Annotated in this window: 24 protein-coding genes and 2 pseudogenes; 11 read left to right on the plus strand and 15 right to left on the minus strand. The window is 68.8% G+C overall.

Going from position 1 to position 26,247, the window contains the following annotated elements; all coding sequences use genetic code 11:
- Nucleotides 1-11: 11 nt before the first annotated feature.
- On the minus strand, nt 12-668 hold the full coding sequence (locus C6376_RS24745; RefSeq protein ID WP_107449159.1) for a hypothetical protein: 657 nt from the start codon (nt 666-668) through the stop codon (nt 12-14).
- Nucleotides 669-673: 5 nt separating this feature from the next.
- Nucleotides 674-1,249 carry an RNA polymerase sigma factor gene (locus C6376_RS24750; protein WP_107445448.1) on the minus strand — a complete coding sequence of 192 codons (576 nt, stop codon included), beginning with the start codon at nt 1,247-1,249 and terminating at the stop codon, nt 674-676.
- 133 nt (nt 1,250-1,382) lie between these two features.
- Here C6376_RS24750 and C6376_RS24755 point away from each other — a divergent pair, with 133 nt between their 5' ends.
- Nucleotides 1,383-1,841: a copper-binding protein gene (locus C6376_RS24755; protein WP_107445449.1), complete on the plus strand. Its 459-nt coding sequence runs from the start codon at nt 1,383-1,385 to the stop codon at nt 1,839-1,841.
- Between the two features lie 300 nt (nt 1,842-2,141).
- Here C6376_RS24755 and C6376_RS24760 read toward each other — a convergent pair whose 3' ends face one another.
- The gene (locus C6376_RS24760) at nt 2,142-3,581 is read right to left on the minus strand and encodes an RICIN domain-containing protein (protein ID WP_107445450.1); all 1,440 of its coding nucleotides are present in this window, start codon (nt 3,579-3,581) and stop codon (nt 2,142-2,144) included.
- A 350-nt stretch (nt 3,582-3,931) separates the two neighbouring features.
- On the opposite strand from C6376_RS24760, the gene C6376_RS24765 reads away from it, so the two are divergent.
- The 3 genes from C6376_RS24765 (at nt 3,932) to C6376_RS24780 (ending at nt 8,732) form a co-directional block, all read left to right on the plus strand.
- Nucleotides 3,932-6,268, plus strand: a complete 2,337-nt coding sequence (locus tag C6376_RS24765; RefSeq protein ID WP_173985721.1) for an alpha-L-fucosidase — start codon at nt 3,932-3,934, stop codon at nt 6,266-6,268.
- Nucleotides 6,269-7,119: 851 nt separating this feature from the next.
- Nucleotides 7,120-8,166 (plus strand): hypothetical protein, encoded by a 1,047-nt coding sequence (locus C6376_RS24775; RefSeq protein ID WP_107445452.1) that lies wholly within the window; start codon nt 7,120-7,122, stop codon nt 8,164-8,166.
- Complete coding sequence (locus C6376_RS24780; RefSeq protein WP_107445453.1) at nt 8,163-8,732, plus strand: hypothetical protein; 570 nt, start codon at nt 8,163-8,165, stop codon at nt 8,730-8,732. The genes C6376_RS24775 and C6376_RS24780 overlap by 4 nt, the downstream gene beginning before the upstream one ends.
- Nucleotides 8,733-8,835: 103 nt before the next feature.
- On the opposite strand, the gene C6376_RS46185 is transcribed toward C6376_RS24780, so the two are convergent.
- Nucleotides 8,836-9,180 (minus strand): RICIN domain-containing protein, encoded by a 345-nt coding sequence (locus C6376_RS46185; protein ID WP_107445454.1) that lies wholly within the window; start codon nt 9,178-9,180, stop codon nt 8,836-8,838.
- Between C6376_RS46185 and C6376_RS44745 the strand changes: the two are divergent.
- A pseudogene (locus tag C6376_RS44745) lies at nt 9,180-9,296 on the plus strand (IS5/IS1182 family transposase); the annotation flags it as partial. The gene C6376_RS46185 and the pseudogene C6376_RS44745 overlap by 1 nt on opposite strands.
- A gap of 190 nt (nt 9,297-9,486) precedes the next feature.
- Here the strand turns inward: C6376_RS44745 and C6376_RS24795 are convergent.
- Complete coding sequence (locus C6376_RS24795) at nt 9,487-12,495, minus strand: NACHT domain-containing NTPase (protein ID WP_159083248.1); 3,009 nt, start codon at nt 12,493-12,495, stop codon at nt 9,487-9,489.
- 201 nt (nt 12,496-12,696) lie between these two features.
- Between C6376_RS24795 and C6376_RS24800 the strand changes: the two are divergent.
- Nucleotides 12,697-12,822: pseudogene (locus C6376_RS24800) on the plus strand (transposase); the annotation flags it as partial.
- 238 nt (nt 12,823-13,060) lie between these two features.
- Here C6376_RS24800 and C6376_RS24805 read toward each other — a convergent pair.
- On the minus strand, nt 13,061-13,210 hold the full coding sequence (locus C6376_RS24805; RefSeq protein WP_254076033.1) for a hypothetical protein: 150 nt from the start codon (nt 13,208-13,210) through the stop codon (nt 13,061-13,063).
- Between the two features lie 132 nt (nt 13,211-13,342).
- Entirely contained in the window at nt 13,343-13,801 is a 459-nt protein-coding gene (locus C6376_RS24810) for a phospholipase A2 (protein ID WP_107445457.1), read from the minus strand.
- Between the two features lie 204 nt (nt 13,802-14,005).
- Between C6376_RS24810 and C6376_RS24815 the strand changes: the two genes are divergently transcribed.
- The 3 genes from C6376_RS24815 to C6376_RS24820 are packed head-to-tail and all read left to right on the plus strand — an operon-like array spanning nt 14,006 to nt 16,961.
- A complete protein-coding gene (locus C6376_RS24815) occupies nt 14,006-15,139 on the plus strand; it encodes a sensor histidine kinase (protein WP_107445458.1) in 1,134 nt (377 codons plus the stop codon).
- Nucleotides 15,136-16,260, plus strand: a complete 1,125-nt coding sequence (locus C6376_RS43910) for a hypothetical protein (RefSeq protein WP_159083249.1) — start codon at nt 15,136-15,138, stop codon at nt 16,258-16,260. The genes C6376_RS24815 and C6376_RS43910 overlap by 4 nt, the downstream gene beginning before the upstream one ends.
- The gene (locus tag C6376_RS24820) at nt 16,233-16,961 is read left to right on the plus strand and encodes a response regulator transcription factor (RefSeq protein WP_159083250.1); all 729 of its coding nucleotides are present in this window, start codon (nt 16,233-16,235) and stop codon (nt 16,959-16,961) included. The genes C6376_RS43910 and C6376_RS24820 overlap by 28 nt, the downstream gene beginning before the upstream one ends.
- Before the next feature lie 377 nt (nt 16,962-17,338).
- On the opposite strand, the gene C6376_RS24825 is transcribed toward C6376_RS24820, so the two are convergent.
- Complete coding sequence (locus tag C6376_RS24825; RefSeq protein ID WP_107445460.1) at nt 17,339-17,800, minus strand: MarR family winged helix-turn-helix transcriptional regulator; 462 nt, start codon at nt 17,798-17,800, stop codon at nt 17,339-17,341.
- A 71-nt stretch (nt 17,801-17,871) separates the two neighbouring features.
- Here C6376_RS24825 and C6376_RS24830 point away from each other — a divergent pair, with 71 nt between their 5' ends.
- On the plus strand, nt 17,872-18,666 hold the full coding sequence (locus tag C6376_RS24830) for an SDR family oxidoreductase (RefSeq protein WP_107445461.1): 795 nt from the start codon (nt 17,872-17,874) through the stop codon (nt 18,664-18,666).
- An 11-nt stretch (nt 18,667-18,677) separates the two neighbouring features.
- A complete protein-coding gene (locus tag C6376_RS24835) occupies nt 18,678-19,661 on the plus strand; it encodes an amidohydrolase family protein (RefSeq protein WP_107445462.1) in 984 nt (327 codons plus the stop codon).
- A 131-nt stretch (nt 19,662-19,792) separates the two neighbouring features.
- Here the strand turns inward: C6376_RS24835 and C6376_RS24840 are convergent, their stop codons facing one another.
- From C6376_RS24840 to C6376_RS24870, 7 genes are all read right to left on the minus strand, one after another.
- Nucleotides 19,793-21,220, minus strand: coding sequence for a cytosine permease (locus C6376_RS24840; RefSeq protein WP_107445463.1), 1,428 nt, complete (start codon nt 21,218-21,220; stop codon nt 19,793-19,795).
- 234 nt (nt 21,221-21,454) lie between these two features.
- Complete coding sequence (locus C6376_RS24845; RefSeq protein ID WP_107445464.1) at nt 21,455-22,498, minus strand: LLM class flavin-dependent oxidoreductase; 1,044 nt, start codon at nt 22,496-22,498, stop codon at nt 21,455-21,457.
- Entirely contained in the window at nt 22,495-22,713 is a 219-nt protein-coding gene (locus C6376_RS24850) for a tautomerase family protein (RefSeq protein ID WP_107445465.1), read from the minus strand. The genes C6376_RS24845 and C6376_RS24850 overlap by 4 nt, the downstream gene beginning before the upstream one ends.
- A 1-nt stretch (nt 22,714) precedes the next feature.
- Nucleotides 22,715-24,202 carry an aldehyde dehydrogenase gene (locus C6376_RS24855; protein ID WP_107445466.1) on the minus strand — a complete coding sequence of 496 codons (1,488 nt, stop codon included), beginning with the start codon at nt 24,200-24,202 and terminating at the stop codon, nt 22,715-22,717.
- A complete protein-coding gene (locus C6376_RS24860; RefSeq protein ID WP_107445467.1) occupies nt 24,195-24,926 on the minus strand; it encodes an alpha/beta fold hydrolase in 732 nt (243 codons plus the stop codon). The genes C6376_RS24855 and C6376_RS24860 overlap by 8 nt, the downstream gene beginning before the upstream one ends.
- A gap of 7 nt (nt 24,927-24,933) precedes the next feature.
- Nucleotides 24,934-25,485: an amino acid synthesis family protein gene (locus C6376_RS24865; RefSeq protein WP_107445468.1), complete on the minus strand. Its 552-nt coding sequence runs from the start codon at nt 25,483-25,485 to the stop codon at nt 24,934-24,936.
- Nucleotides 25,482-26,108, minus strand: coding sequence for an amino acid synthesis family protein (locus tag C6376_RS24870; protein ID WP_107445469.1), 627 nt, complete (start codon nt 26,106-26,108; stop codon nt 25,482-25,484). Before C6376_RS24870 ends, C6376_RS24865 begins: the two co-directional genes overlap by 4 nt.
- Between the last annotated feature and the right edge of the window lie 139 nt (nt 26,109-26,247).

A 26,247-nucleotide genomic window follows, 5' to 3' on the forward strand; every position in this document is an offset into this window, starting at 1 on the left:
GACTTGCCTGGCTAGCCCTTCGGGAGGCTCGCCGTGGCCAAGACGCTTCCGTCCGGGGCCATCAGGCGGACGCCGGTCAGTGTCGTCGGGTCGGTCGCGGCCGGTGCGCCCCAGTATCCGTAGCCGTCCTTGAGGGGGAAGGAACCCACCGGGACCGTCGATCCGTCGGCGTGTACGAGCAGACAGCGCACCGGGCCCCGGCCGTTCCCGTCCAGATCGACGGACATGTACACCCAGCCCTCGTCACCGGCGTGGGCGTAGATGCGGCCCACCTCGTGGCCGCCGGAGACCAGGGCCGCCGCCCGTAGGCCGCTGTCCGCCCGCTGAGAGATCGGCGGTGGCGCGGCCTCGACCACCGTGCCGATCGCCCATCCGCCGAATCCGCAGGCCAGGGCCGCGGCGGCCGCCGCCGGCCCTAGCCGGTGCCTGCGCCGCTTCGGTGCGGGCGCGGCGCCCAGGGCCCGGACGACGCGGCTCTCGAAACCGACCGGCGGCTCGGCGCCCGGCAGCAGCGCGAGCAGACCGTCGCCGACCACCGTCAGCCGCTCGACGTGCTCCCGACAGTTCGGACAGCGGTCCAGATGGGCGACCGCCTCGGCGCGCTCGCGGGCAGGCAGGACCCCGAGCGCCATCTCGGCGTTCAGCTCGCGCAGCTGCTCGCACTCCATGCCGCTCACCGCTTCTCCGCCGCTTCGAGGAGGGCCTGTACCTTGAGCGTCCCGGTCCGGATCCGGGTCTTCGCCGTGCCCAGCGGGATGTCCTCCGCGTCCGCGACCTCCCGCGCCGTCATCCCGTAGATCCCGGCCATCACCAGGGCCCGCGCCTGCTCCCGGGGCAGCTCCGCCACCGCCCGCCGGACCCGCTCCGCGCTGTCGTCGGCGAGCGCCCGCCGCTCGGGTGTCTCGGTCACGATGCCGAGCAGCGCGGCCAGGTCCTCCGGGTCGACCGGGCTCGCCCGCCGGGCCCGTACCGTGTCGATCGCGAGGTTGTGCGCGATCGCCGTCAGCCAGGACCGCACGGATCCACGACGGGGGTCGTACACCTGTGCGTGCCGCCAAGCCCGCTCGAAGGTCTGCTGGGCGACGTCCTCGGCGAGCTGGGGGTCACCCAGGACGGCGAGAGCCACGCCGAAGACCGTGCGCTGGAAACGGCGTACGAACGCGACGGCGAGCTCCGGATCGCCCGTCGTCAGACCGGTGAGCAGTGCCTCGTCGGGGACCCGCCCGAGAAAGAGACCCATACGCCGCATACCAGGGATACGTTCCGCCGCCCGGAAGGGATTGCCTTACGTCCATTCTCCGCCCGCGCGATCCTGCGGGCCGCAATCCTTCGGCCCGGCGGCGTCGTACCTCTTGCGGGGGGACGACCCGGAGGACCGACACATGACCACCCCGCACATCCACCGCCGCATTCTCCTCGGCGTGGCCGCCGGCGGCCTGACCGCCCTGCTCGCCGCGTGCGGAGGCGGTGGCAACGGCAGCAGCAACAGCAACGACACCAGCACCAGCACCAGCCACGGCGCCCAGGTCACGGCAGAGCTGTCCGACTTCCACATCAAGCTCTCGACGGAGAAGTTCCAGCCCGGCCAGTACACCTTCACCGCGAACAACACGGGCTCCCACGTACACGCCCTGGAGATCGAAGGCCCCGGCGGCGAGAACCGCAGCAAGACGGTGGATCCAGGGCAGTCCACGACCCTCAGCGTGACGCTGAAGTCCGGCTCGTACGAGGTCTACTGCCCGGTCGACGGGCACAAGGACCTCGGTATGAAGACGGAGATCAACGTCGGCGGGGCCCCGGCACCTTCCGACAACAACACCTCATCGGGCAGTGCCTACTGACAGAGCGGCCGCGAGGCTCGTCTGAGCCTCACCGCGGTCCTGTTCGGATTCAACGAGTACATCGACGCGAAGCCGGCCCGGCCGACCCTGTACGTCGAGACGGCGGGAGTCGTCGTCCTGACCCACCTAGGCGATGGCGCGGCGGCACTTGCTCTCCGCGTAGAAGTCCCCGGCATGCACCTGCGCGGGCGGGCGGCCCGCGCCGATGCCGAGCTCGACCGTCCACTCCGGCGGCTGCGGCCGCCGTGCCCGGCCCTGCGCCCGGCGGGGATGCCGCCCGCCGGGCCTCGGTGCGCGTCGTCAGGCGGTGCGGCGCTGGAACTGCTGGTTGGTGCCGGTGCCGCAGGTCCACTGGATGAGCCGGGCGCCGTTGGCAGTGGAAGCGTCCTTCACGTCCAGGCACTTGCCGCTGTGCCGGGCAACCAGCCGGTAGTGGCCGTTGCCCTGGTCCTGGAACTGCCACTGCTGGTTGGTGCCGGTGGCGCAGCGGTACTGGTTCACGAAGGCGCCGTCGGCGGTGGAGGCGCCCGAGACGTCCAGACACTTTCCACTGTGCTGGGCGAGGACCCGGACGTAGCCGCCACCCGCGTCCTGGAGACGCCACTGCTGGTTGAGGCCGCCGCTGCAGGTGTACTGGAGGGCGACCGCGCTGTCGGCGGCCGAACTGTCCGAGATGTCGAGGCACTTGGAGCTGTGTCGGGCGACCAGGTTGTAGTACGGGCCGCCGCCCACGCCGGTGACCGTGCCGGCGGCGGTGTCGATGGCGATCTGCGGGTACCAGGGCATGTTCATGGTGGTCCGGGTGGGGAAGGTCAGCGGCAGCCACACGTACTGGGAGTCGTTGACCGTGCCGCCCGTGGCGTTGCCCCAGCGGTCGCCCATGTACAGATACGAGGTGCCCGAGGTGCCCTGGACGGGCAGGACGAACGTGGTCTGGGAGCCGTAGCCGGTGTCGTCCCCGATGTCGGCCATCGCGGTCCACGGGCCGGTGACGCTGGTCGCGGTCGCGTACCTCTGCTGGTTGGGCTTCCAGCCGCTGTTGGCGGAGGTGAGCATGAAGTAGACGCCGTCCCGCTTGAACAGCGCAGGCGCCTCGCGGAAGGTGCCGGCCCACGGGTTGGCGGCCAGGCTGTCGTAGCCGGTGTAGTCGGCGGTGAGCTTCCAGATCTGCAGGTCGGCGTTGCCGGCCGCGGAGGTGATCTGGTAGGCGGTGCCGTCGTCGTCCTTGAACAGCGTCATGTCGCGGGACGTGGTGCCTGACGGCGGCCGGAAGCTGCCCTTCCAGGTGTAGTCGCCGTCGACGGTGTCGGAAACGGCGACGGCGGCGCGGGCCTGGTTGTAGTCGGTGCCGTTCTCCTTGTGCATCCACATCACGAACTTGCCGGTGGTGGAGTTGAAGACGACCTTGGGCCGCTCGATGTTGGCGGCCGCCAGCTCGGGGGCGCCGGCCTGGGTCAGGACGTTGTTCCTGAACTCCCAGGTCTTCAGGTCCGTCGAGCGGTAGGCCGAGACGGCCCTGAAGGTGTTGTCGGCGTTGCGGTTCTCACCGAACCAGTAGTAGAAGGAGCCGACCTTGATCACTCCACCGCCGTGGGCCTGGACGACATCGCCGTCCGTGTCGGTGAACTGGGTCGCGTTGGTCACCGTGACCTGGGCGGCCTGGGCTGACGATCCGGTCACCAGCACGGTGAGCGCGCTCACCGTGGCGACCAGCACGAGCGTGAGGGTGCGTCTGAGCATGGATACCTCAACCAACAGTTTTGGAATTGTTGATGTGTGTGCGACTCCGTTGCCGGACGCTAGAGGGGGTGTAGCAGTGCGTCAAGAGCCTTAACATCCGATGTTTCCCGGATCGGGCCCTCGCTTCCTCGGTCGCCCGTGGGTGCTGGGCAATGTTTTTCGTCCCCGCTCTGGACAGTGGTTGACGTCATGATTACTAATAATTCAGTGTCATCCCGGTGAGATGTACGCCTCCGTGCGGCTCCGCTGCATCCCACCGTCCCTGGGTGACCCATCCGATCTGTTCGGCCCGCATGCTGAGTCACAGCACGGTCCGTGCTGTCCTCATGGACAGTCAGGAGAGATCTCCCTTGTCAGAACCGCTCACACGACGAAGAGTGCTGATGGGCATGGCGGCCATGACGGTCGCCGCCGTCGTCACGCCCGCCCTGGCGGGCCCTGCACATGCCGCTTCCACCCGCCCCCTGCCACTCCCGCCGCTGCGCATCCCCAAGCTCGACCAGGGGCTCGAGCAGCAGCCCGACGAGAAGGTGCAGTGGCTGACGGACGCCAAGATCGGCATGTTCATCCACTGGGGTCCCTACTCCGGCCCAGCCAAGGGCGAGTGGTACATGGAGAACGCCGCCATCACGCCGGAGAACTACAGGAAGTACGTCACCGACGCCACCGGCGAGCAGTTCACCGGCAGCGCGTACAACCCGGCCGACTGGGCCCAGCTGGCGAAGGACATGGGCGCCAGGTACACCGTGCTCACCACTCGCCACCACGACGGTTTCGCGCTGTGGCCGTCCACCCACCCGAACGCCTGGCACGCAGGTCAGGCGCCGCTGCAGAAGGACTTCGTCGGTCAGTACATCACTGCCGTACGCAATGCCGGACTGAAGGTGGGCCTCTACTTCTCCCCGCTGAACTGGCGCTACCCCGGCTACTACGACGTTCGGGGCACCAACTGCCTTCCCAACGCCTGGGGTTACACCACCGATCCGACGCACAAGGAGAACGCGCGGATCATGAAGAACGAGGTGTACCAGCAGGTCAAGGAGCTGGTCACCCAGTACGGAAAGATCGACGACATCTGGTGGGACGGCGGCTGGCTGGGCCAGCAGGGCTCCGACGCCGACGCCGCCTTCTTCTGGGAGCCCGGCAAGTTCCGCGACACCTCGAACGAGTGGCCGGTGGACGCCGCCTACGGCGACACCGACCCCGCCACCGGCAAGCCTCTGGGCCTGACCGGCCTGGTCCGCAAGCACCAGCCCGACGCCGTCACCACTCTGCGCGCCGGCTGGATCGGCGACTTCGCCAGCGAGGAGGGCCCCTCCGTACCGACCGGCGCCATCCGCACCGGCAAGGTGGCGGAGAAGACCTTCACCATCGGCGGCGCCTGGGGCTACCGGGCCGGCTCCGGCGTGATGAGCTTCGGCACCGCCATGAACATCCTGGTCAACGCCTGGGTGCGCAACATGACCTGCCTGGTCAACGTCGGCCCCGACCGCACCGGCGCGGTCCCCACCGACCAGCAGACCCTGGTACGGCGGATCGGTTCCTTCCTGACCACGTGCGGGGAGGCCGTGTACAGCACCTGCGGCGGCCCGTGGAACCCGGTCGACGGCAAGTACGGTTTCACGTACAAGGACAAGACCTTCTACATCCACCTGCTGCCCGGCTACAGCGGCACCTCCTTCACCACCCCGCAGATCGGCGACGCGACGGTCACCCGGGTCTTCGACGTGGCATCGGGGACCGACCTGCCGTTCAGCGTGGCTGGCAGCGGCGAGGTGACCGTCACCGGCATCAACCGCACCCGCATCCCCGAGGACAGCGTCGTCGGCGTCACCCTGGACCGGACGGTCCAGCCCGCCGACATCGCCGCCGGCAGGACCGCCACAGCGAGCAGCGAGGAGAGCTCCAAGGGCAACACGGCGGCCAAGGCGGTCGACGGCTCCACCGCGACCCGCTGGTGCGCGAGCAACGGCAACACCGGTCACTGGCTGAAGGTGGATCTGGGGGCGGCCAAGTCGGTCACCGGCGCCCGGATCGCCTGGGAGCTGGACGCCACCAACTACCGGTACAGGATCGAGGGCTCCACCGACAACACCAACTGGACCATGCTGGCCGACCGCACTGGCACCACCAGCACCAGCCAGGTCCAGGTCGCCGTGTTCAGCGCCTCCGCCCGGTACGTGAGGGTGACCGTCACGGGCCTGCCTTCCGGAACCTGGGCGTCCATCCGCAGTCTGGAGGTGTACGACCGTCCCTTCGCCGCCGACCTGGGCACGTTCAGGGTGGTCAACCGCAAGAGCGGCAAGGTACTGGACGTCAACGCGGCCTCCAGCGCCGACGGCGCGGCCGTCATCCAGTGGCCATGGACCGGCGGCACCAACCAGCAGTGGAAGCTGCTGCCCAACACCGACGGCTCCTACCGGCTGTCCAACGTCCGCAGCGGCAAGGTCCTGGACAGCCCCGGCGGCTCCGCCGAGGGCGCCGCCCTGGACCAGTGGACCGACACCGACGCCGGCAACCAGTGGTGGAAACTGGTCCCCGCGACCAGCGGCTACTACCGGCTCGTCAACGTCGGCAACGGCTGGTGCGCCGACGTCAAGGACGCCTCCACCGCGGACGGCGCCGCAATCATCCAGTGGCGCGACACCGGCGGCACCAACCAGGAATGGCAGGTCATCGCCCTGTAACCGACGAGCTGTACGAGGGCCGGTGCCACCGCACCAGCCCTCCGTCCTGCCGCCCCTCCGCTCGCTCCAGCTCCGCGGCCGCCGCGGCCACATGGCCTGGTCGACACCGGCCCGTGGCTGCGGGTGGCCGGCGCTGGGTGGCCGGCCGCCATGACCAAGAGGGCCGCACTGGCGATCCTGGCCGAGACGCTCATCGGCGGACTGCCGCACCGTTCGCGACTGTCACCCCCTCACCGAACCGGCGGTGTCCCTGGCGCAGGTGGGCGACACACGCAGAGCCACGGCGCGTGCCGCGCAGGCAGAGGAGCCGGTCCACCTGCAACACCGGAAGACCGTGCAAGCGCACACGCTGGCACGTCTCGCGGACTCCGTTCCCTCGCCGCACCGCGAACGAATGATCGCGCGGGACCTCGCCCCGGGCTCGTGGCAGGACCTCCTCGAGCAAGGTGCACACCTCGCGCAGGAAGCCGTCCGAACCTCGGCCGTCGAACGGTTCGGCGGACCCTGACAGCCCCGACGCGATCCAGCCGGACGCGGTCCAGCGCGCCGAGTTGGTTCTCGGTCGGGACCCCCGCCGAGCCGCCCGACATACGTGCGCGCATGCGTAGTTCCCCCGAGGCGGCCGAGGGCGGCCGTCTGGGAAGCTCTCCGGTGAAGCCCGCAATCGGCCAACGGCTCGGAGGACGGGCTCTGCGGCAGGGTGACCGTCGGCCTGACGACCAGGCCGATGACCAGGAACGGGGGTGCCGGCAGTGGCTCTGCGGCCGAGTCCGCAGTCGGCTCCGCAGCCGGGCGGTCAAGCGCCCGGCGGGAGGTGGTCGCACCTGGCGACCGGGGCGGAGCTGGCCTTCATGGCGCAGCTCGTCGTCGCGGGAGCGGTCTTCCTCGCCACGGCCGGCATGCGCGACGACCACGGAATCGGTTTCGCGGGTGGCGCCCTCGCCTGGGCCCCCCGGGTGCTCTTCCTCGTGGTCCTCGCCGGGTACCTGCACTGGCTGCTGTTCACCCTGCCCGCCATGGCACTGGCCCGGCTCCTGGCGGCTGCGCCGCGGGCTGCGCTGCGAGCGGCGCTCGGGGCCGCTGCGGTCACCGCGGCCCACACGGCGTGGGCCGTCTCGGTGTGGGACGTCCCGGTCGGGTGGACCGTGGCCTGGATCGCGGGCACCGGGCTGCTCCCGGTGACAGCAGCCTGGTACGAACACCGCCGGTCGCTGGGATGGGGTGCGATGGCGGCCCGGATCGGCGCTGCCACCGCAGTGGCCCTGCTCCTCGCCGTGGTCGGCGGGTTCCTCCTGGAGTGGACCCGCTGGCACGCGTACGAGCCGCCCCGGCTCGAGCGGGGCAGGTACGTCGGGGACTGGATCGGCGGCGGCGGCGCCTACCGGCTGCGGCTGGGCGAGAACGGCGTGGCCGAGGGCGACAACATGCCGTTGGTCGACGAGAACACCGGACCGTGGGACTCGTGCTCAGGCACCGGGACATGGACCTTCGCGCCGCAGCCCGAGGCCGGCCGCCCGGCCCACGGCGGAGCGCGGGACCGCATCACGCTCACGATCCCCGACTGCGGCGCCCTCCGTGACTGGCAGGTGGCCGGCACGGCCGACCAGCCGCAGCTGTTCGTCGTCAAGAGGGACGCGAGCACCTCTTCGGTCATCACCCTGCACGGCCCCCAGCCGGGCCGCCACCAGGCACACGGACCAGGAGGACAGGACATGACCGGACGCGGTCCGATGGACCTCATCCATCCTGCTGACGAAGAGGGGCAGTCCGCCCGGCGTCATCCGCGATCTGTTTCTCTCCCTTACCGATCACCCGCCACCCGCCGCGCCCCGGCTGGGCTAGGTTTCCGAACGGCCCGAACTCCGGGCCTCACGAAGGGGGTTGAAACCACCAGATGAAGCGTCACAGCACCGTCCTGCCCCGCCCGCTGCGCAAGGTCGCCGCCGTCGTCACGGCCACCACGGCGGCCGCCGCCATGACACTGGCGCTCGCCCCGTCCGCCTCCGCCGCCACCTATCGGTACGACTGCCGTCGGCTCGCGGGGGCGGGCTCGTACAGCAACCCTCTCGCCCTGGGCAATGTGACGGGCCGGACCGTGGTCGCCGTGAACTGCCCGCCCCTGACCTCCGGCGCCGGCTACGCCAACCGCTATTTCAGCTTCACCCTCACCCGGCCGGCCCGCGTGCCGTCGTACGCGGGCGCGTCCTTCGTCCTCAACCGTGCGCAGAAGTCCGCGGTCAACCCCTCGCTCGCCCGCGGCCCCTACACCATCCTGCGTACCAGCGCGGGTCTGTGGACGTACGACCGCAGCGGTGTCTTCAACGGCCGGTACCTGCCGCTGGCCCCGCTGCCCGGCGGCGGAGTTCTCCCGGCCGGGACCTACCGGCTGAACATGCAGAAGCTCGACTCGCCGCTGCGCTCGCTCAGCACCCCCTGGTTCAACGTGGTCGTGGCGGCCCCCTGACCCTTCCACGGCTGACCGGCTTCACCCCCGAACGGTCGGCTCCGGCGTATGCAGTGCGCCGGAGCCGTCGCCCCGGTCGTCGCAGACGCTCGTCGCAGGGGCGTCAGACTCCGACGGGCCGCCATTCCTGGCCGCCGCCGCTGCCGCCGGGCCACTGGACGACCTTGGCGCCGTCGGCGGCCGATCCGTTCTGCACGTCCGCGTGCAGACCGCTCCTGACGTTGACGAGGTGGTAGTAGCCGCTGGTGGCAGCCGGTACGAGCTTCCACCACTGGTTGCCGGCGTTGGTGTCCTGCCACTGGTCCAGGGCCGTGCCGGCGTTGGTGGAGGCTCCCGGGTTGTCGAGCCGATGTCCGAGGTGAGCTTCACGGTGGCGGTACGGGCCCCGGTGTCCCAGGTGAGCGACTGGACGGTGATGGCGGTTGCGGCCGCGGACGCCCCTGTCCAGTGTTCGCCCGGCTCAATGGCCTGCTCAGGCAGCTCTTACGGCAGAAAGAAGGTCGGGAGGTCGAGCCGCGGGCCTGCGTGATCGACGCGCAGAGCGTGAAAACCTCCACCAGCGTGCTCGCCGCACGTCAGGGCATCGACGCAGGGAAACTCTTGAGCCGGATCTGCAGCGCGTCGCACAGGTTCGCGGACATGCCGCCATGATCTGGCACGACCGCGCGCACAGGTTTTCCGGGCGCTTCCTGAGGGCCACTGGACGGGCGGACCGCAGTGTGCGCGGTGCGTTCCTTCCCAGCGGCCGCCCGGGTCAGGGGCGCTGGTCGCGGAACGATGTGAGGAGACCGCCTGTGCGGCGACCCTCCACGATGACCGACACCCGCCCCGGGTCGAGCCCGTCGAAGCCGATGACCTTCGTCGTGTTCCGGACACGGACGGTGACGCAGTTGATGCCCCGCACCCGGGACAGGTCGAGGGGCGCCCGGCGCGGCCTGCGGTGCAGATTCAGGTGCAGCCGGGTAAGGCCAGGAAAGAGAGCGGCGAAGTCGGGCAACCATGCCGTGTCCGCCACCCCCTTGAGTCGCAGGGACGTGATCGAGGGCAGCCCGACCTCCGGGAGGGCGATGCGGTCGGCGAAGCTAAGGCTCAGCGCGGTCAGCAGCGGAACGGCCTGGAGCGCTGAGAGGTCCAGGCCGACCGGCACGTAGTCGAACACGAGTTCCCGGATGCCGCTGTCGGCGAGTGGTCTCAGGGACAGCGTGGACGTCGGATTGCGTACGTGCAGGCGCCTCAGCCCGGTCAGACCGCCGAGGGCGGGAAGCTCCGATGTGCGGTGATCGGCCGTGCCGAGCGCGAGGGACACCGTGGAGGCCCGGTCGAGGACGGCGGAGAGCTCGTGGATCAGCGACGGCTGGGGGAGCGACAGGTTCGGCACCTCGGGGAGCTGGCGCAAACACGCCACCTGCTCCACGTTCGTCACCGGGATCTCGATGTCATCGCAGCGGCAGTCGGCCAGTATGGACTCGGTGAACTCGACCGTGTCGAACCGCGGCCACGCGTTGACGACCTCCTGGCGAACACCGCGTTGGGGCGCGTCCTTGTACGCCCGCATCCGCTGCAGTGCGGCCGGCCCCCCGATCAGCCCGATCGTGCGCACGCTCGCGACGGCTTGCTCCTCCGTCATGTCGGCGGGCCCCGACAGCACGTCGAGGACCACTGCACCCGCCTGAGCCAGATTCTCCGCCTCCTCGCGGCTGGCCGGAGGGATGAGGAAGGCGGCGCGGCTGATCACCTCCGCCCTGATCGCCGGGTCGAGCGTCGTGGCGTTCTCCAGGCTCGCCGCGGCCAGGAGGTGATAGCGGCGCCGCTGGGAGGGACGCTGGTCGCCGATGATCACCAGTTTGCGGAGCAGTTCGGCGCGCTCGCGTTCGCGGGCGTGACCGACGGCCATGCGGATGACGTCCTCCCACTGGTCGTCGCCAGCGTTCTTGGCGAGCAGATCCAGGTCGGAAGCCTCGACGGCCGCCTTTGCGCCAAGGTAATCCTGAAAGGTCCGGTGGATGAAGTCGACCGTGTCCGGCGTGGGTTCCCGTAACAGCCCGCTGCGCAGCAGCAGATGACGGAACACCTGGTGCGCGCCGTCCAGCGCGACGACGTGCGGCATGGAGGGCAGCCGTTCCCGGATGATGCGTACGGCCAGCGCCTGGGTGGCCTCGGAGCGCCCGTTGCGGATGAGCCAGTACGCGAGCCGCTGGAGGAGTTGGACCTGCTGTTCCTCGGTCAGCTGCAAGCCCTCCGGCGCGATGACCTCCCGCTCCTTGTCGCGGCGGACCAGGAGCATCCGCAGCGCGGCCGCGTACAGGTCCATGCGCCCCTCGGGCAGCTGCGAATGCCGATCGCGGTGCAAAGCGCAGATAACCGAGCACATCAGGGGATTGGTGGCGAGCTGGTACAGGTCGGGCTTGCGGCGCAGGGTGACGTGCAGGGCGGCCCGATACTGCTCCACCTCGGTGCGCTCCTCGGCGTCTCCGAGAGTCGACAGGGCCGCATCGTGCCAGCGGTTGACGAACTTGTCGATGTCGCGCTGGTTGAGGGGCAGCAGGTCGAACTCGACGAACCCGAGGTCCGCCGCCCAGCCGATCGGGACCGCGGAGGGACGCGTGGTCACGAGGAAGAACGTGCGCGGGTAGATCTCGGTCAGTTCTGCGAGCCACCGCTTGGTCAGCAGCCTCTTCGACTCCGAGATCTCGTCGATGCCGTCGACGAGGACGATGCCGCGCCCGCTGTGCAGGACCCGGTCAGCCCAACCCTTCGGTTGCGCGCCCTCCAGCATGCTGCCGGCCATGGTGAGGAACTTGTGTGCGGTGGGGAGTGTGGATTCCTGCGCCAGGCTGCGGAGCGGGAGAATGAACGGGACACGGCCGCGGAGAAAGCCGAGCTCGTCGTCGAAATCGTTCTGCGCGGCGCTGACGGCGAGCCACTGGGCCAGTGTCGTCTTGCCCGAACCGGCGGGGCCCCGCAGCACCACACGGTGCTTCCCGGTCAGGGCCCCTTCAACCCGGAGCCGGTGGGTGGCCGAGACACCCCCGTCGCGGCTCTGCGCCGAGAGTTCCAGGCTCAAATAGGCTGTGTCGAGCGGCCAGCGGGCCTGACCGGGAGTGCTGAGGTCGAGCCCGAAGATGGCGAGCTTGCCGTACTTGAGCCCGAGGTGTTCCAGGTAGCGCTGCTCGAAATCGGCGTCCTGGCTGCGCGGCGGGGGAAGCCGCGCCGTCAGCACCTCCATGCGGCGCATGGTCTCGTCGATCATGCGGGTCTGCGTGATCAGCGTGGCCGGGATGAACGCCGAGCGCTGCGTGAAGAACTGAAGGATGTGCAGGCAGCAGACGTCGAGCAGGGAACGGTAGAGGTTCGTCGCGTCGGCGCTGATGTTCCGCGTCGAGTCGTCCGCCGCGGCCGAGAGCTTGCGCGCCAGCTCGACGTGCCCGAGGTGGACCGCCTGGACGTCCTCCATCTCCAGGTCGCCGAGCGAGAGCAGGGTTTTGGTCAGCGCGTCGACCACGGCTATGCGGTCGCCGTCGTGCACCGCCGGCTCGTACGGGTTCGCGGCCAGGGTCCGGCTGATCAGTTTCTCGCTGATCTTGCGCACGTCTCGCTCGTCCAAGGTGCGCTTCTGGCCACGCCAGCTGACCAGTTGGGAGACACGGATTGGCTTGCTGACGAGGTCGGCGCCACTCTCCTCCCGCACGAACAGCTTCGCCACGAGCGGCTTGATCAGTGTCGAGGCGACCCGCGCCGCCATCCCCAGAGCCGCAGGCTCCACCCTCGACCGCCTCTCGGTAAACCGTCGCGTCGACATCAGGTTAGAGGCGCGGAGGCCCTTTATCGCCACCGCGCCGGAATCTCCGCAGCTGCGGGTCCTGGCCGGCCGCGCCGAACGAGCCGAACCGGTCCGCGTCGTGAGGGAGTCAGGAGTTCTGGGATCATCCTTGTTTCGCGTCGCTGAGCATCATCCCCAGCCGGATCGGGAACGGCGGGGCGGACGGAGAACTGTCAGGTCGGTGTCTTCCTCGCCTATGCCGGTGCCCGCGGCCGCACGTTGATCGACCGCCGCTTGTATCTGCCCACGTCATGGACCGATGACCACGAAGACCGTTGCATTACTGGGCGCCTGCGTCCCTCGAGCTGCTCCTCCTTCTCCGCCAGGGCGCTCTCGACGTCGCTCGGCTCCCGTATGCGGACGCCGAATTGTCGCTGGGGGCCAGGGGGCGATCGCTCCCGGCCTGACATGTCGGCGGCGCGCACCCCCGTGGTGCGGTCGCGCGCCGCTCCAACGACGTGTACTAACGATCAAATCGGCACTGCGTGGAGTATGTCCTTGTGGACATCTACTCGTTGCGGCTGATGAGGGAGCGCAGCATGGGGACGCTGCTGCCGGTGGCGCCAAGGCCGGTGAGAGTGCACAGAGGCAGTGGGCTGTCTGCGAGGAAGGCGAGGCCGCCGGCGACGAGCCCGATCAGCACGCCAATGAGCAGCACGACAGCGGTGTGTAGCGGAAGGAACGGCCCGGGCGGACTCGGGTCGGAGGATGAACTCACCACAGCTCCTCTGGCTCGATAGTGCAGTGCGCCGCCGCACCGGTTCCCGGGCACGGCGGGGCGCTGTACTGGCTAGCGGGGGTTCTGCAAGTCCTGCAGGTCGGTGATGAACTGCCCCATGGACACCTCGATGTTGTGCATGCTCCAGGGGACTTCACCGAAGGCGCGCACGCCAAAGTAGTACAGCCGTGCGACGGCGTAGCAGGCCTGGTTGGCATGCAATGCGCTGCAGGAGGCTTCCATGTCATTGCGGAACCACTGGTCACACGTCGCGCGGTCGGACCAGTGGAATTTGTAGCAGCCGTCGTGGTGCTTGCAGGCGTGGTGGAAGTCGAAGTAGGAGCTGGAATCCTTGACGCCCGTACAGCCGTCGGTGTCCCAGTACTCGTCACCCTCGTTGAACGGCGTTGCGTTCACGCCGGGGGCGGTGGAGGCCGAGGCCGGGGACGCCTGGGCCGTGAGCAGGCCGAAGCCACACAGGACGGCGGTGGCGAAGCCCGTCGCCCGGCGGCGGAAAGCGGTGCTGGACATGGTGCCCTTCTCGTTGTCCGACAAAGACCAGCAGGCCCGCAGCGAGCCGCTGTTATTGGCAACGCTATCGACGACATGCCTCACCCGGTGTCGGACGAACGACCGACAGCATGACCCCGGCGAACGCCGCCACAATGATGTGGTGCAGAGCGCGCCGCGACCGTCCGGCCGGCGGGATGATCCGCATGCGGGGGAGGATCTTCGATGGCCGACGTCGGTAGCGCGGTCACACACTTACGCGAGCTGGGCCGGCGCTATGACGGTGCCATGCGGATAGCCACCGGGCTTCCGACACTGACCGTAGCCACGCTGGCTGCGCGGACGGCGCCGTCCCCCCAGATGACCTGCACGCTGCTGGCAGTGACGACGACCTGGAGCCTTGTATACGTACGGGCCATGCGCCGCCAGCCGGGAGCCTGGGCCACGATGGCCGACGCCCTGGTGCTGGCGGCATTGGCCGCCAGCACCCCCTGGACGGTTCCGCAGCAGTGGCTGGAGCACGGCAGATCGTGGCTCTTGCCCTTTCTCGCGTTCGCATGTGTGGGCTACCAGTACTCGGCTGGCTGGCGCCTGGGCGCAATCGCGGCCACGCTGGTGCTGAGCGGCGCCATAGCGGGAACCGCCACCGCGCTGCCTGAACACGGATCACTCGACAGCCTGGTGACCGCAGGATGGTCGGTCATCGTCGCCGGTCTCGCCCGCATGCTGTGGACTCTGATGCAGCGCGGTGCGAAACTCGCCGACGACGCCGCAACAGACGCAGAGTCAGCTCGAGCGAAACAGGCGACCGAGACAGCAGTCCGGGCCGCCAAGCGCGAACACAACCGGACCCTCCACGACACTGCGGCTACCACTCTTTTGTGGGTCGGTACCGGCTCGAACAAAATCCCTGCAGAGCTCTTGGCCGAGCAGGCCGGCAGGGACTTGGAGAAGCTGCTGTCATTCGAGGACGCCGGAGCCGAGGACAGCGACCTCATCCCTCAACTGCAGCGCATCGTCGACCTGACGATGATCAAAGTCGACTTCAGTCACCCTCAGACTCTACGGCTGCCCCGGCGGATCGCTGTGGCGCTGACCGGTGCAACGAGCGAGGCACTCGCTAACGTCGCCAACCACGCTGGTGTCGATCACTGCCGAGTCACCGTGCAAGCCGAGGGAGACACTGTGCGCATCTCCATCACTGACCAGGGTCGCGGCTTCCACACCGAAGGCGTCCCACGTATCCGCCACGGCGTGAGGGAGTCCATTCACCAGCGCATCAAAGAGGTCGGCGGCCTTGCCGAGATTTCCTCCCGGCCAGGCCGAGGAACCACCGTTTGTTTGGAGTGGCGACGATGAAACCCTTCCACCGAGCCGACGACGATCCCACCACGGCGGAATTCCTGCGACACCTGCGTATCGCCGTGCTCGCCATCGCTACGACCGTCCTGTTCTCGATGAGCTGGCTGCGCAACACCGGCCTCTACCGGCCACTGTGGATGCAAGTTCTCGCATGGAGCATCCTCGTGACCGTCACGGCTACCGAGGGCGTACTCACATGGCGTCACACCATCTGGGGCAGCGCCCGGTGGAGCGGAGTGGCTCTCGCCTTCACTGCGTCGATCCTGTCCTGCCTCTCCCTGCCCACCGGAGCACCGGGCACCGCCGCGGACTGGGCGTTCGGCACCGTCGGATGGATCGGCGTGATACTTCTCCTGGACCGGCCGATGACCCAGCTGGCCGCCTTCCTCGCCGCCCACCAACTCATCACGTTCACCAACCTCCTTCTCAAGGGACCCGCCGATGAAGACAGCGTCCTGAACTTCGTCAGCGGCTCCATCGGCGCCATCGGATTCCCCCTGGCCTGCGGGATGGCAGCCACCGCGCTACGGCAGACGGCACGCCGGGCAGAAGTCGCCCGGGCCCAGGCTGAGAACATCCGGCACGCCGAGCACGTCGCCGCACAGACTGCGCAGGAACTCAACAACAGCTATGCAGACCTCGCCCACACGGCCGCCCCGCTCCTCAGGGGCCTGGCCGACGGGAGCCTCGACGGCAACGACCTCAACGTCCAACGTGCCTGTTGGATCGAGGCAGCTCGAATGCGCCGGCTCTTCTCAGAGAACGACGACGTACCCAATCAACTCATCCACGACCTCAGGCAGTTCGTGGACACGGCGGGTCGACGCAACGTCAAAGCCGAGATCGCCACCTACGGCCATCCCACCGACCCACCAGACGACATCCGTGAAGTGCTGAGCAGTAATTCCCTCCATGTCCTGGCGCAAAGCAGAAGCTGGGCCCAGATCACCGTTGTCTTCACACCGAACTTCATTTCCGTGCAAGCAGTGGGCGATTGCGGGGACATCGACATTCCGCCCTGCGCCCATACTGCGATCGAGACCGAGAACTTCCTGGACACAGACGACACCACCTTCAGTACGGAGGCTCAGTGGCAGACCAGCCCATCACCGTTGTGATCTGTGAAAACCACCATGTCGTGATCCGCGGAGTCCGCGACTTGTGCTCCCGCGCCGAACCCCCCATCCACGTCATCTCCGCCGGCAACCAACTCACCCGTGTGTGGACCGGGGAAGGGGCGAAGGCCGACGTGGTCGTCTTCGACCTGGGTTTGCAGCAGGAAGACGTGCACGAGCTCTTCCACCTGCGCAAGCTGGTCGATCAAGGCCGCAACGTCGTGGTGTTCTCCGGAGAGGAGTCGGCCGAGGTGATCCTTGAATGCAGTCAACTCGGCATCAAGTCCTACGTCACAAAGGCTGAGGGCGAGAACCACCTGATCGGCGCCATCCAGGCTGCAGCGAAAGGACATAAGTACACTGCCCCGAGGCACGCGGGTCTGATCGTGGCCGACTCTGCATCTACCAAACCCAACCTGACCGCGCAGGAGATCAGGGTACTTCTTGCCTGGTGTACAGGTGGAATGACCAAGGCCATGGTTGCACGAAAACTGAATCTGTCTCTCGGGTCAGTGAATGAGTACATCCAACGTGCTCGAGATCGCTATGACCAAGTCGGCCGCCCGGCCCGGGACAAAGTCGCCATGACTCAACGGCTGATCGAAGATGGCGAGATTCATCCTGGCCAAATCTTCTCATCCACCCCGCGTACCCGTCGTAAGCGCGCGGCCCGTGACATCAAGCGATACGGAGACCCGCTTTAAAAGACACGGTCTTGTGGCCAATCGACAGGGGGAGAAACCCAAAGCACCCGGTAGCACCGCCCTACCTAACTTCAACGACTGAGCCCCACATGGACATGGTCCAAGCACGCCCTTCCCGGCGGTCGGACGCGGGTTATGGGCGGGCGCTGAGCTGGCGCACGTGCGGACCCCGCTGCTTCAGCACCGGCGCGGCGCACCACGGGCACAACGGTGTCCCGCCGTGCCCGTATTTGCGGGTTTTACGCTGGCAGACGGCACATGCTCGAATCGCATACGACCATCGCATCAGTCGAGCTCGGCCGACGCCAGTCGTGCCGAGTGGCGGACCGTCGGCCGTGTTGTCGCCGCCGGCAGCAGTGGCGCCTTCGGCGACGGAGTCACCGGCGTAGTTCACGAGTCGCCTCCGTCACCCGGTCGAGCAGCGCCTTCAACTGGACGGCGTCGTCCGCGCCCAGGACGTCCGTGACCTTCCGCTCGATCTCGGTGATCACGGTGTCGGCCGCCCGGAGGGCGTCGCGGCCCGCGTCGGTGAGGTGCAGTTCCTGGACGTGACGATGGCGTGGGTGGGCATGGCGCTCCACCTGGCCCTTGCTCTCGAGGCGGGCGACCAGGGACGCCACCGCCTGGGGCGTGACCGTCAGACGGCGGGCCAGCTCCGCTCCGGTCAGGCCGGGCTCGTCGTGGACAAGCATCAACAACTGGTAGTGGGACACGGCCATCCCCAGGGAGCGCAACCTCTGCTCCTTGAGTGCCTGCACCGACACCTCTGCCCGTCGTAGCGCCCAGACGACCCGCTCCAGCGCGTCGGCGGACACCGGTTCCTCCTCCATGGCTGCCATGGAGTGAGAGTACACCGTTTCACTACTATCAAGCGTTTGACATCTAGCAAACGGTGGTGAAAAGTGGACGCATGTCCCGAACTCTCGCACTCGTCACGGGCGCCTCCTCCGGAATCGGCGCCGCCTACGCCCACCTCCTCGCGCCCGACCATGACCTCGTCCTGGTGGCCCGGCGCGCCGACAGGCTCAACGACCTGGCCGACCGGCTCCGCGGGTTCGGTGCCGCGGTGGAGGTCCTGGCCGCCGATCTCTCCTCCCACGAGGGACTCGCCGCGGTGACCGGCCGCCTGGCCGCCGGCGACGTCCGGCTCCTGATCAGCAACGCCGGATTCGGCGGCTACGCCCCGCTCACCGATGTCGCTCCGGACGAGATCGACCGACTGCTCACCCTCAACGCCGTCGCGCCGATCCAGTTGGCACGCGCCGCCCTGCCGGGCATGCTCGCCGCCGGAGAGGGCACAGTCGTCACCGTCGCATCACTCCTGGCATTCAGCGGGGGCCGGGACAACCCCCACATGCCGCGCCGCACTCTGTACGCGGCCGCCAAGGCCGCCACCGTCGCCTTCACCCGCACGCTGGCGGGCGAACTGGCGGACACCGGGGTACGCGCGCAGGTGGTGTGCCCCGGTCTCGTGGCCACGGACTGGAACGGTGGCTTCGGCCGCACCATCCCCTCCGCGATGTCCCCGGAGGACGTGGCCTCGGCCGGTCTGGCCGGCCTGCGCCTGGGCGAGACCGTCTGCGTCCCGGGACTGGAGGACCAGGACGCCGCACTGAAGGCGCTGTCGAACGCGGAGAGCGCACTGATGGACGACGGCGCCCGACAGTCGCCCGCCACTCGATACCAGCAGCAGACACAGTTCTGAGGAGACACCGGATGGCACCCGTCATCGACTTCCATTCCCACGTCCTCGAGGCGGAAGTGGCCGACCAGGCATGGGACCACAACGTGATGTCCGGGTTCGGCGCCATCACCCCGCCCCCGCAGATCGCGGGCTTCAAAGCCAAGATGCTCGACCCGGCCGAGCACATCGTCGACATGGACAAGCGGGGCATCGACGTGGAGGTCGTCTCCAGCAGCACGGTGTTCGCCGGCTGCGAATGGGCCGATCCACGCACGGACCTCGCGCTCAACCAGCGCCTCAACGACGCCAACGCGGCGGCTCAGCAGAGGTACTCAGGTAGCGTCCTCGGAAGCATCACCCTGCCGTTGCAGGCGCCCGATCTCGCCGTGCGCGAGCTCCTGCGGGCCAACGAGGAACTCGGCCTGCGCGTGGTCAACATGCCTGCCAACGTCAAGGGCACGTACGTCGGTCACCCGTCGCTGTGGCCGGTGTGGGAGGCCGTCGCGGAGCGCGATCTGGTCGTCTTCATGCATCCCCACGGAGTCAAGGACCCCTGGTACCTCGACTACGGGCTGTGGAACTCCGTCGGTCAGACGGTGGAGGAGGCCCGCGCCATCTCCTCGATGATCTACGAGGGCTTGCTCGACCACCTGCCGACCCTGAAGATCGTCATCTCGCACGGCGGCGGCTACCTGCCCCACTACTGCGGCCGCCTCGACCGCAACGTCCACAACATGCCCCACAGCGCCCGGAACATCACCCGCCTGCCGAGCGAGTACCTGCGCGACCTGTATTTCGACACCTGCGTCTACGACCCCGAGACGCTCAAGGCGCTCGTCGGCCGTGTCGGGGTCGACCGGATCGTCCTGGGGAGCGACTACCCGGTCGGCGACCCGGACCCGGTGGGCTTCGTGGAGCGCTGCCCGGGCCTTTCCCCGGAGCAGATCACCGCGATCAAGAGCTCGACCGGAACCCGGCTGCTGGGACTGGGGGAGGAGCAGAACCGAGCCCTGTGAGCCGGCGTTCGCCCACCGCCTGCGACAAGCCGCAGAAGACAGCCGGGTGCGGGCGAGGAGCGGTTGGCCTCGGACGACGGACGTCGGTCGGGCGGCACCGCTGTGCGGTGCCGCCCGACCGACGAGGCGTGTCAGGATCCGGTGACGGCTGTCGGGTGCGGGGCGGGCGCCTCGGGCGCGGCCGCGCCCTCACTGAACCACAGGGGCTTCAGCCGGTACGTGAAGAGGTACAGGACGGCTCCCGCACCTGCCGCGACGAACATGCTGAGGTCGCCGGCGCCGGGGTAGGCGGTGGAGAAGGGGCCGGTGTAGAAGCTGGACTGCCAGAACGGCACCGACGCGGCGACCCCGCCCACCCAGGCGACGAAGCCCCAGTCCAGCACCCGGCGGCGGTCGTAGAGCTCCTCGATGCGGGACGCGTCGGAGCGGCCGCCGAGGTAGAAGTCGAGCAGCAGCACGGCGGCGAAGGGGGCGATGAAGTAGGCCGTGAGGTTCAGGAACACCTTGAACTTTGCTTCCGTGCCGGACTCGCCCCACAGGCTGATGACGTAGGCCAGCAGACAGATCACGGTGACCGCCTGGGCGCGTGTGACCGGGATCTTCAGGGTCTGGACGGAGATCGCGCCGCCGTAGACGTTGAGGAAGTTCTGGGCCAGGGCGGACAGGCCGACGGCGAGCAGTGCGGGGATCGCGAAGGGGCCGGCCAGTTCGTGCAGGGCGGTGATGGAGTCGGAGCTGCTGGCGCTGCCGCCGACGACCACGCCGAGGATGCCCAGCCAGGCGATGGTGACGAAGTTGCCGAGGCCGGTGTACCAGGCGGTGCGGCCGACGACCTCGGGGGTGTCGGGGAGGTAGCGGGAGTAGTCGGAGGCGAAGGGCGCCCAGGCGACGAGGAAGGACAGGAACCAGCCGCCGAAGGTGATCCATCCGCCCGTGGAGCCGATGTAGCCGTCCGCGTGCGCGTCGGCGTGGAAGAAGCTGCCGCCGCGCACCACCGCGACCACCGTGATCATCAGGAACAGCGGGGTCAGGATGTAGGTCAACACCTTCTGGAGGTAGTTGATCATGTTGTAGCCGTAGATCGACACCACCAGCTCGATGGCGGTGAGCACGGCCCCGCAGAGCCAGTAGGGCAGGTGTGTCAGCTCGGCGAAGGCCTTGCCACCGAGGATGACGGTGACGGCCGCCCAGCCGACGCCCGCGAAGACGTTGATGTAGGCCACGGGCAGGAAGTTGCCGAAGAAGCCGAGCGGGCCGCGGGCCTGGATCTGCTGCGGCACCCCGAGCCGTACGCCCATCTTGGACATCACGGCCATCAGCAGCGAGCCGACGGCCGCGCCGATCACGATGGCCGCCACGGCTGCGGAGAAGCTCAGTCCGAACCAGGCGGCGCTGAAGCCGAGCAGGATGATCGGGAAGTTGAGCCCTGCGGCGAACCACACGAAGAACTGCGAACTGGGTTTTCCGTGCCGCTCGTTGTCGGGGATGTGGTCGACGCCGAAGGGCTCGACCTTGGTGACCGCGCTGCCGTACACCGGCGCCGAGGCATCGTGGGACATGGCTGCTCCTGGGGGCGGGGAAAGAAGCTGTCTCAGTGGGGGTGGGGGCTGTGGAGTCTCACTGTGGCGGGGGGCCATCCGTGAGAGGTCGAACCCTCTGCCGCTGGACACCAGCGGGCCGAGGTCATGCGCGCGGGGGAGGTGGAGGTACGGGGAGGCGGCCCGAAAGACGTGGGGCGGGCTCTGCGCGGTCGGTCGGCCTTCTGGGCGACGTCTCCGGCGGACGGTGTCGGCCTACTGGAAAGCCGGCACGACCTCCTTGATGAACAGCTCCAGCGACTTGCGCTTCTCCTCGTGGGACAGGCCGGTGTCGATCCAGAAGCTGTACTCGTCGACGCCGAGTTCCTGGTAGGCGCGCAGCCGTTCGATCACTTCGGCGGGGGTGCCGATCATCGCCGTCCTGTGCAGCGCCTCCGGCGCGAACTCGGGACGGCCTTCGAACTTCGACTCCGGGCTGGGGTCGAGGAACCCGTTGCGCGGCGTGGTCTGGTTGCCGAACCAGGCGTCGAAGGTCCGGTAGAACCTGTTGATGGCCTCCGCGGCCGGGCGCCAACCGTCGGGCTCCTCGGGAGAGTGGACGTGGGTGTGCCGCAGCACCATCAGCTCCGGACGCGACACCTCGGGGTGGTCGGCCACCGCGGTGTCGAACTTCCGCTTCAGGTCGACGACTTCCTCGTCCCCCTTCATCAGGGGGGTGACCATGACATTGCAGCCCTGGGCGACGGCGAAGTCGTGGGAGTCCGGGTCGCGGGCGGCGATCCACATGGGCGGCGTGGGCTGCTGCACCGGCTTGGGCACGCTGGTCGACGTCGGGAACTGCCAGATCTCGCCGTCGTGCGCGTAGTCGCCCTGCCAGAGCGCCCGCACGGCGGGCACGAGCTCGCGCAGGTGCTTGCCGCCGTCGCGGGCCGACAGACCGCCCGCCAGCCGGTCGAACTCGAACTGGTAGGCGCCCCGGGCGAGGCCCACTTCCATCCGGCCGTTGCTGATGACGTCGAGCAGCGCGCACTCACCGGCGGCGCGAATCGGGTTCCAGAACGGGGCGACGATGGTTCCGGCGCCGAGGCGGATGGTCGTGGTCTGTGCGGCCAGGTGGGCGAGGAGCGGGATCGGGCTCGGCGAGATGGTGTACTCCATCGAATGGTGCTCGCCGATCCACACCGTGCCGAACCCGCCGGCCTCGGCCATCAGGGTCAACTCGGTGAGATTTTCGAAGAGTTCGCGGTGGCTGACCTCCTCGTCCCAGCGCTCCATGTGGACGAACAACGAAAACCTCATGACTGCTCCTCGTCTTGCGGGCCGGCCGCGTCCATCTCGGTGAGGGTGATGTCGCCGGTCGCCCAGTGGGACCGGGGCACCTCGTGGACGACGACACGGATGTACTCGGGGCGGGTGTTCGTGGTGCGGAGGACCGCCGCGTGCACTTCGTGCAGCAGAGCCCGGATCTGTTCCGGCGTACGGCCCTCGGCGAGGGTGATGGCGACCTGTGGCATGTCAGCTCCGCATGGTGAACGGGTCGGCCACGGGCTCTTCACTGGTGTTGATCCACACGCTCTTGAGGCGCGTGTACTCCTTGATGGTCTCGGTGCCGTGCTCGACGCCGACGCCGCTGGTCTTGAAGCCCTGCCGCGGCGACATGGGGGACATGGCCCGGTAGGTGTTGACCCAGACCGTCCCGGCGTCGAGCCGCGCCGCCATCCGGTGCGCCCGGGCGAGGTTCGTCGTCCAGACACCGGCCGCGAGTCCGTAGTCGGTGTCGTTGGCCAGCCGGACGACCTCCTCCTCGGTGTCGAACGGCATGACGGCCAGCACCGGGCCGAAGATCTCCTCGCGGACGACGCGCATGCTGTTGTCGACGTCCACGAGAACGGTGGGCTCGTAGAAGTAGCCGCCGAGCCCGCCGTCGGTGGGCCGGCCGCCGGTCAGCACCCGGGCGCCCTCGCTGCGTCCGAGATCGACGTATCCCGCCACCTTGTCGCGCTGGTCGCCGAAGGCCAGCGGGCCGAGCTCGGTCTGCGCGTCCAGGGGGTCGCCGATGCGGATGGTCCTGGCGCGTTCGGTGACCCGCTCGAGCAGCTCGTCGTAGACCGACCGATGGGCGAAGACGCGGCTGCCCGCGATGCAGGTCTGACCGGCGGCGGCGAAGATGCCGGCCACGACACCCATCGCCGCGTTCGCGATGTTCGCGTCCTCGAAGACGATGTTGGGTGACTTGCCGCCGAGTTCGAGCGTCGAGCCGATGAACCGGCCGGCGGTCGCCGCCGCGATACGCGCCCCGGTGGCGGTGCTGCCGGTGAAGGAGATCTTCGCGAGGTCGCGGTGGTCGACCAGGGCCTGTCCCGCTTCGGCCCCGAACCCGGTGACGACGTTGACCGCGCCCGGCGGGAAACCCGCCTCCAGAGCCAGCTCGGCGAGCCTGACGACGGTCGCCGAGGTGTACTCCGAGGGCTTGATCACGACGGTGTTGCCGGCGCAGAGGGCCGGGGCCAGCTTGCTGCTGGTCAGCGTCAGCGGGGAGTTCCAGGGCGTGATCGCCCCTACGACGCCCAGTGGCTCCCGGGTCGTGTAGTTCAGCACCTGGCGGTCGGAGGTCGGGATGAAGTCGCCCTGGATCTTGTCGGCGAGGCCCGCGTAGTAGTGGTAGTACTCCGGCAGGGTGGTCAGCTGTCCCCGCATCTCGCGCAGCAGCTTGCCGTTGTCCAGCGTCTCCATCCGGGCGAGTTCCTCGGCGTTCTCGGCGATCAGCTCGCCGAGGCGGCGCAGCAGGCGCCCGCGCCGGGTCTGGCTGAGGTCGCGCCAGCGCGGGTCCTCGAAGGCGTCCTTCGCGGCGGCGACGGCCCGGTCGATGTCGGCGGAATCGCCGCGCGCGGCCTGGTAGAGGACCTCTCGGGTGGCCGGGTTGGTGCTCTCGAAGTACTCCCCGGACGCGGGCTCCACCCGCTCTCCGCCGATGAAGTGCTGCAACGTGGTGAGGTCAGACATGAGCACACTCTCCGAGGAAGGTGGTGAGGGCGTCCGCGAGTGCCCGGGGACGTTCGACGGGCAGCATGTGACGTGCCTCCGGGACGATCACCGCCCGGCAGTCGGGCAGTGCCGCGGCGAGCCTACGAGTCATCTCGGGGGTGGATCCGGGGTCGTTCTCCCCGGTCACGGCCAGTGCGGGTACGGCGATGGCGTCGAGGTGCGGTGAGAGTTCCGCGTCCGCCGTGGCGAACACCCGATAGCAGCCGAGGAAGGAGTCGAGGTCGTTGGCGAGCAGAGTGACCTCGGTCCGGGCCACGCGGTCGGCATCGACGTCCGTGCCGTCGTACCACCGCTTGAGGGATGCGGCCGTGCTCGCGCCGAAGTCCGCCTCCGCCGTGCGCAGCCGGTCGAGGACCGACGCCCGCTCCTCGCTCGTGCGCCGGCACACCGAGCTGACCGAGGTCAGGGTGGCCACCAGCTCGGTCCGGTGCAGAGCCAGGTGCTGGGCGACCAGCGCGCCCAGTGAGAATCCGACCAGGTGCGCGCCGGACGGGATCTCACCGGCCACCACGTCCGCCAGGTCCGCGAGCGTCACCGCGTCGCTCACCGGCGGGCGGGCGCCGTGGCCCGGCAGGTCCGGGGTGATCACGGTGAATCGGTCGGCCAGGAGCGCGACGGTCGGCTCCCACATCGTGTGGTCGAGTCCGACGCCGTGCAGCAGGACCACGGTCGGCTTGCTCATGGAGCACCTACTGTTCGGTCGAGAGCGGTGCCAGGCGCTGCTGGGGGCGCCCCTGAGCGGCGGCGGCGAGGGCGATGACGATCTCGTTCGGGTGCGGGGCGTCGCTGACGCGGACCTCCAAGCTCTGGTGGTGCGAGCGGATCGTGGCGTCCGTGATGTGCTTCAGCGGGATGTCGAAGACCACGCCGGCCGGGCCGCGCTTCTCGACCGCGGGCAGCAGGGTGGTGGCACTCGCCGCCTTGCGGAAGTGGTCGCCGAACTGGAGGGTGTGGATCAGGGCCGAGCCGTGCTCGATCTCGCCGTCCAGACCGACGATGGCGGCCTTGCCGTAGGCCTCGGCGGGTGCACCGAGGGCGTCGAGTACCGCGGGAGCCAGCAGCGCGCCCAGGTCGGAGGCGTTCGCCGCGATGCCGGGGCCCAGATCCTCGACGAAGCCCTGGCCGGCCCAGGGGTTCTCGATCACCGCCGCGACGACGGCGACCCGGGCCGGACGGTCGAGCTTTCGGCCGCCCTCGGCGTGGATCTCCTCGACGACGGTCACGATCCTGCGGACGCTCATGAGGGAACAACCTCCATTGTTTCGGTGGTGACGACAGGGTCGGTCATGCGGTCGCCGATCCGGGGGTGGGGACGTGGCCCCGTCGACGCCGCGGCGATGACGACGATCTCGTCAGCTCGCGGCCCGTCGGAGACACGGGCGCTGATGGTCTGGTAATGACTGCGCGTCGAGGCATGGATCTTGTGCCAGAGCGGGATGGTCAGTGACTCTCCGGCCTCGGCGCGGGCGTCGGCGAAACAGATGATGGAATCGCCCCGAAGGAACTCCCTCACCAGGTTGCCGAAGTACGGGGTGTGGATGAGTGCCCCGGCGTGCTCGATCTCGCCTGCCGTGCCGACGATGGCGGCCTTGCCGAAGGACTCGATCTCGTCCACGCCGCCGAGGCAGCCGATGAGGCGGTCGGTCAGCAGCTTGGCGAGGACCGGGGCGACACGGATCTGCTCCGCGGACAGGTCTGTCCAGGGACCGGAGCCCACCCATGGATTCCGTATGACCGCGGCGACGCTGGCTCGCCACGCGGGTCGCGCGGGCTCGGCGCCCGCCTCGGTCAGGACGGCGTCACGGTAGAGAACGAGCTTGCGGAGACCGATGTTCTCGTTGATGTGTTCCGGACTGTCTTGCATGGCACAGGACGATAGGCACACCCGTTAAGACCGGTCAAGAGGTCCGACGCGAATGACTTCGGCACGCGATTCAGTCCCCTTGCGGGAGCTGGTCAAGCGCATTTGAACTGCACGTTCGCGGGATCATGGGGGCAGAGAG

It is taken from the genome of Streptomyces sp. P3 (assembly GCF_003032475.1).
Taxonomy (GTDB): Bacteria; Actinomycetota; Actinomycetes; order Streptomycetales; family Streptomycetaceae; genus Streptomyces.

Excerpts from the sequence above, each read along its gene's own strand:
- C6376_RS24750 (WP_107445448.1), bottom strand. The coding sequence starts at position 1,249 with ATGCGGCGTATGGGTCTCTTTCTCGGGCGGGTCCCCGACGAGGCACTG.
- C6376_RS24810 (WP_107445457.1), bottom strand. The coding sequence starts at position 13,801 with ATGTCCAGCACCGCTTTCCGCCGCCGGGCGACGGGCTTCGCCACCGCC.
- C6376_RS24775 (WP_107445452.1), top strand. The coding sequence starts at position 7,120 with ATGGCGCAGCTCGTCGTCGCGGGAGCGGTCTTCCTCGCCACGGCCGGC.
- C6376_RS24865 (WP_107445468.1), bottom strand. The coding sequence starts at position 25,485 with ATGAGCGTCCGCAGGATCGTGACCGTCGTCGAGGAGATCCACGCCGAG.
- C6376_RS24845 (WP_107445464.1), bottom strand. The coding sequence starts at position 22,498 with ATGAGGTTTTCGTTGTTCGTCCACATGGAGCGCTGGGACGAGGAGGTC.
- C6376_RS24835 (WP_107445462.1), top strand. The coding sequence starts at position 18,678 with ATGGCACCCGTCATCGACTTCCATTCCCACGTCCTCGAGGCGGAAGTG.
- C6376_RS24815 (WP_107445458.1), top strand. The coding sequence starts at position 14,006 with ATGGCCGACGTCGGTAGCGCGGTCACACACTTACGCGAGCTGGGCCGG.
- C6376_RS24850 (WP_107445465.1), bottom strand. The coding sequence starts at position 22,713 with ATGCCACAGGTCGCCATCACCCTCGCCGAGGGCCGTACGCCGGAACAG.
- C6376_RS24755 (WP_107445449.1), top strand. The coding sequence starts at position 1,383 with ATGACCACCCCGCACATCCACCGCCGCATTCTCCTCGGCGTGGCCGCC.
- C6376_RS24760 (WP_107445450.1), bottom strand. The coding sequence starts at position 3,581 with ATGCTCAGACGCACCCTCACGCTCGTGCTGGTCGCCACGGTGAGCGCG.
- C6376_RS24830 (WP_107445461.1), top strand. The coding sequence starts at position 17,872 with ATGTCCCGAACTCTCGCACTCGTCACGGGCGCCTCCTCCGGAATCGGC.
- C6376_RS24870 (WP_107445469.1), bottom strand. The coding sequence starts at position 26,108 with ATGCAAGACAGTCCGGAACACATCAACGAGAACATCGGTCTCCGCAAG.
- C6376_RS24855 (WP_107445466.1), bottom strand. The coding sequence starts at position 24,202 with ATGTCTGACCTCACCACGTTGCAGCACTTCATCGGCGGAGAGCGGGTG.
- C6376_RS43910 (WP_159083249.1), top strand. The coding sequence starts at position 15,136 with ATGAAACCCTTCCACCGAGCCGACGACGATCCCACCACGGCGGAATTC.
- C6376_RS24825 (WP_107445460.1), bottom strand. The coding sequence starts at position 17,800 with ATGGCAGCCATGGAGGAGGAACCGGTGTCCGCCGACGCGCTGGAGCGG.
- C6376_RS24780 (WP_107445453.1), top strand. The coding sequence starts at position 8,163 with ATGAAGCGTCACAGCACCGTCCTGCCCCGCCCGCTGCGCAAGGTCGCC.
- C6376_RS24840 (WP_107445463.1), bottom strand. The coding sequence starts at position 21,220 with ATGTCCCACGATGCCTCGGCGCCGGTGTACGGCAGCGCGGTCACCAAG.
- C6376_RS24860 (WP_107445467.1), bottom strand. The coding sequence starts at position 24,926 with ATGAGCAAGCCGACCGTGGTCCTGCTGCACGGCGTCGGACTCGACCAC.
- C6376_RS24745 (WP_107449159.1), bottom strand. The coding sequence starts at position 668 with ATGGAGTGCGAGCAGCTGCGCGAGCTGAACGCCGAGATGGCGCTCGGG.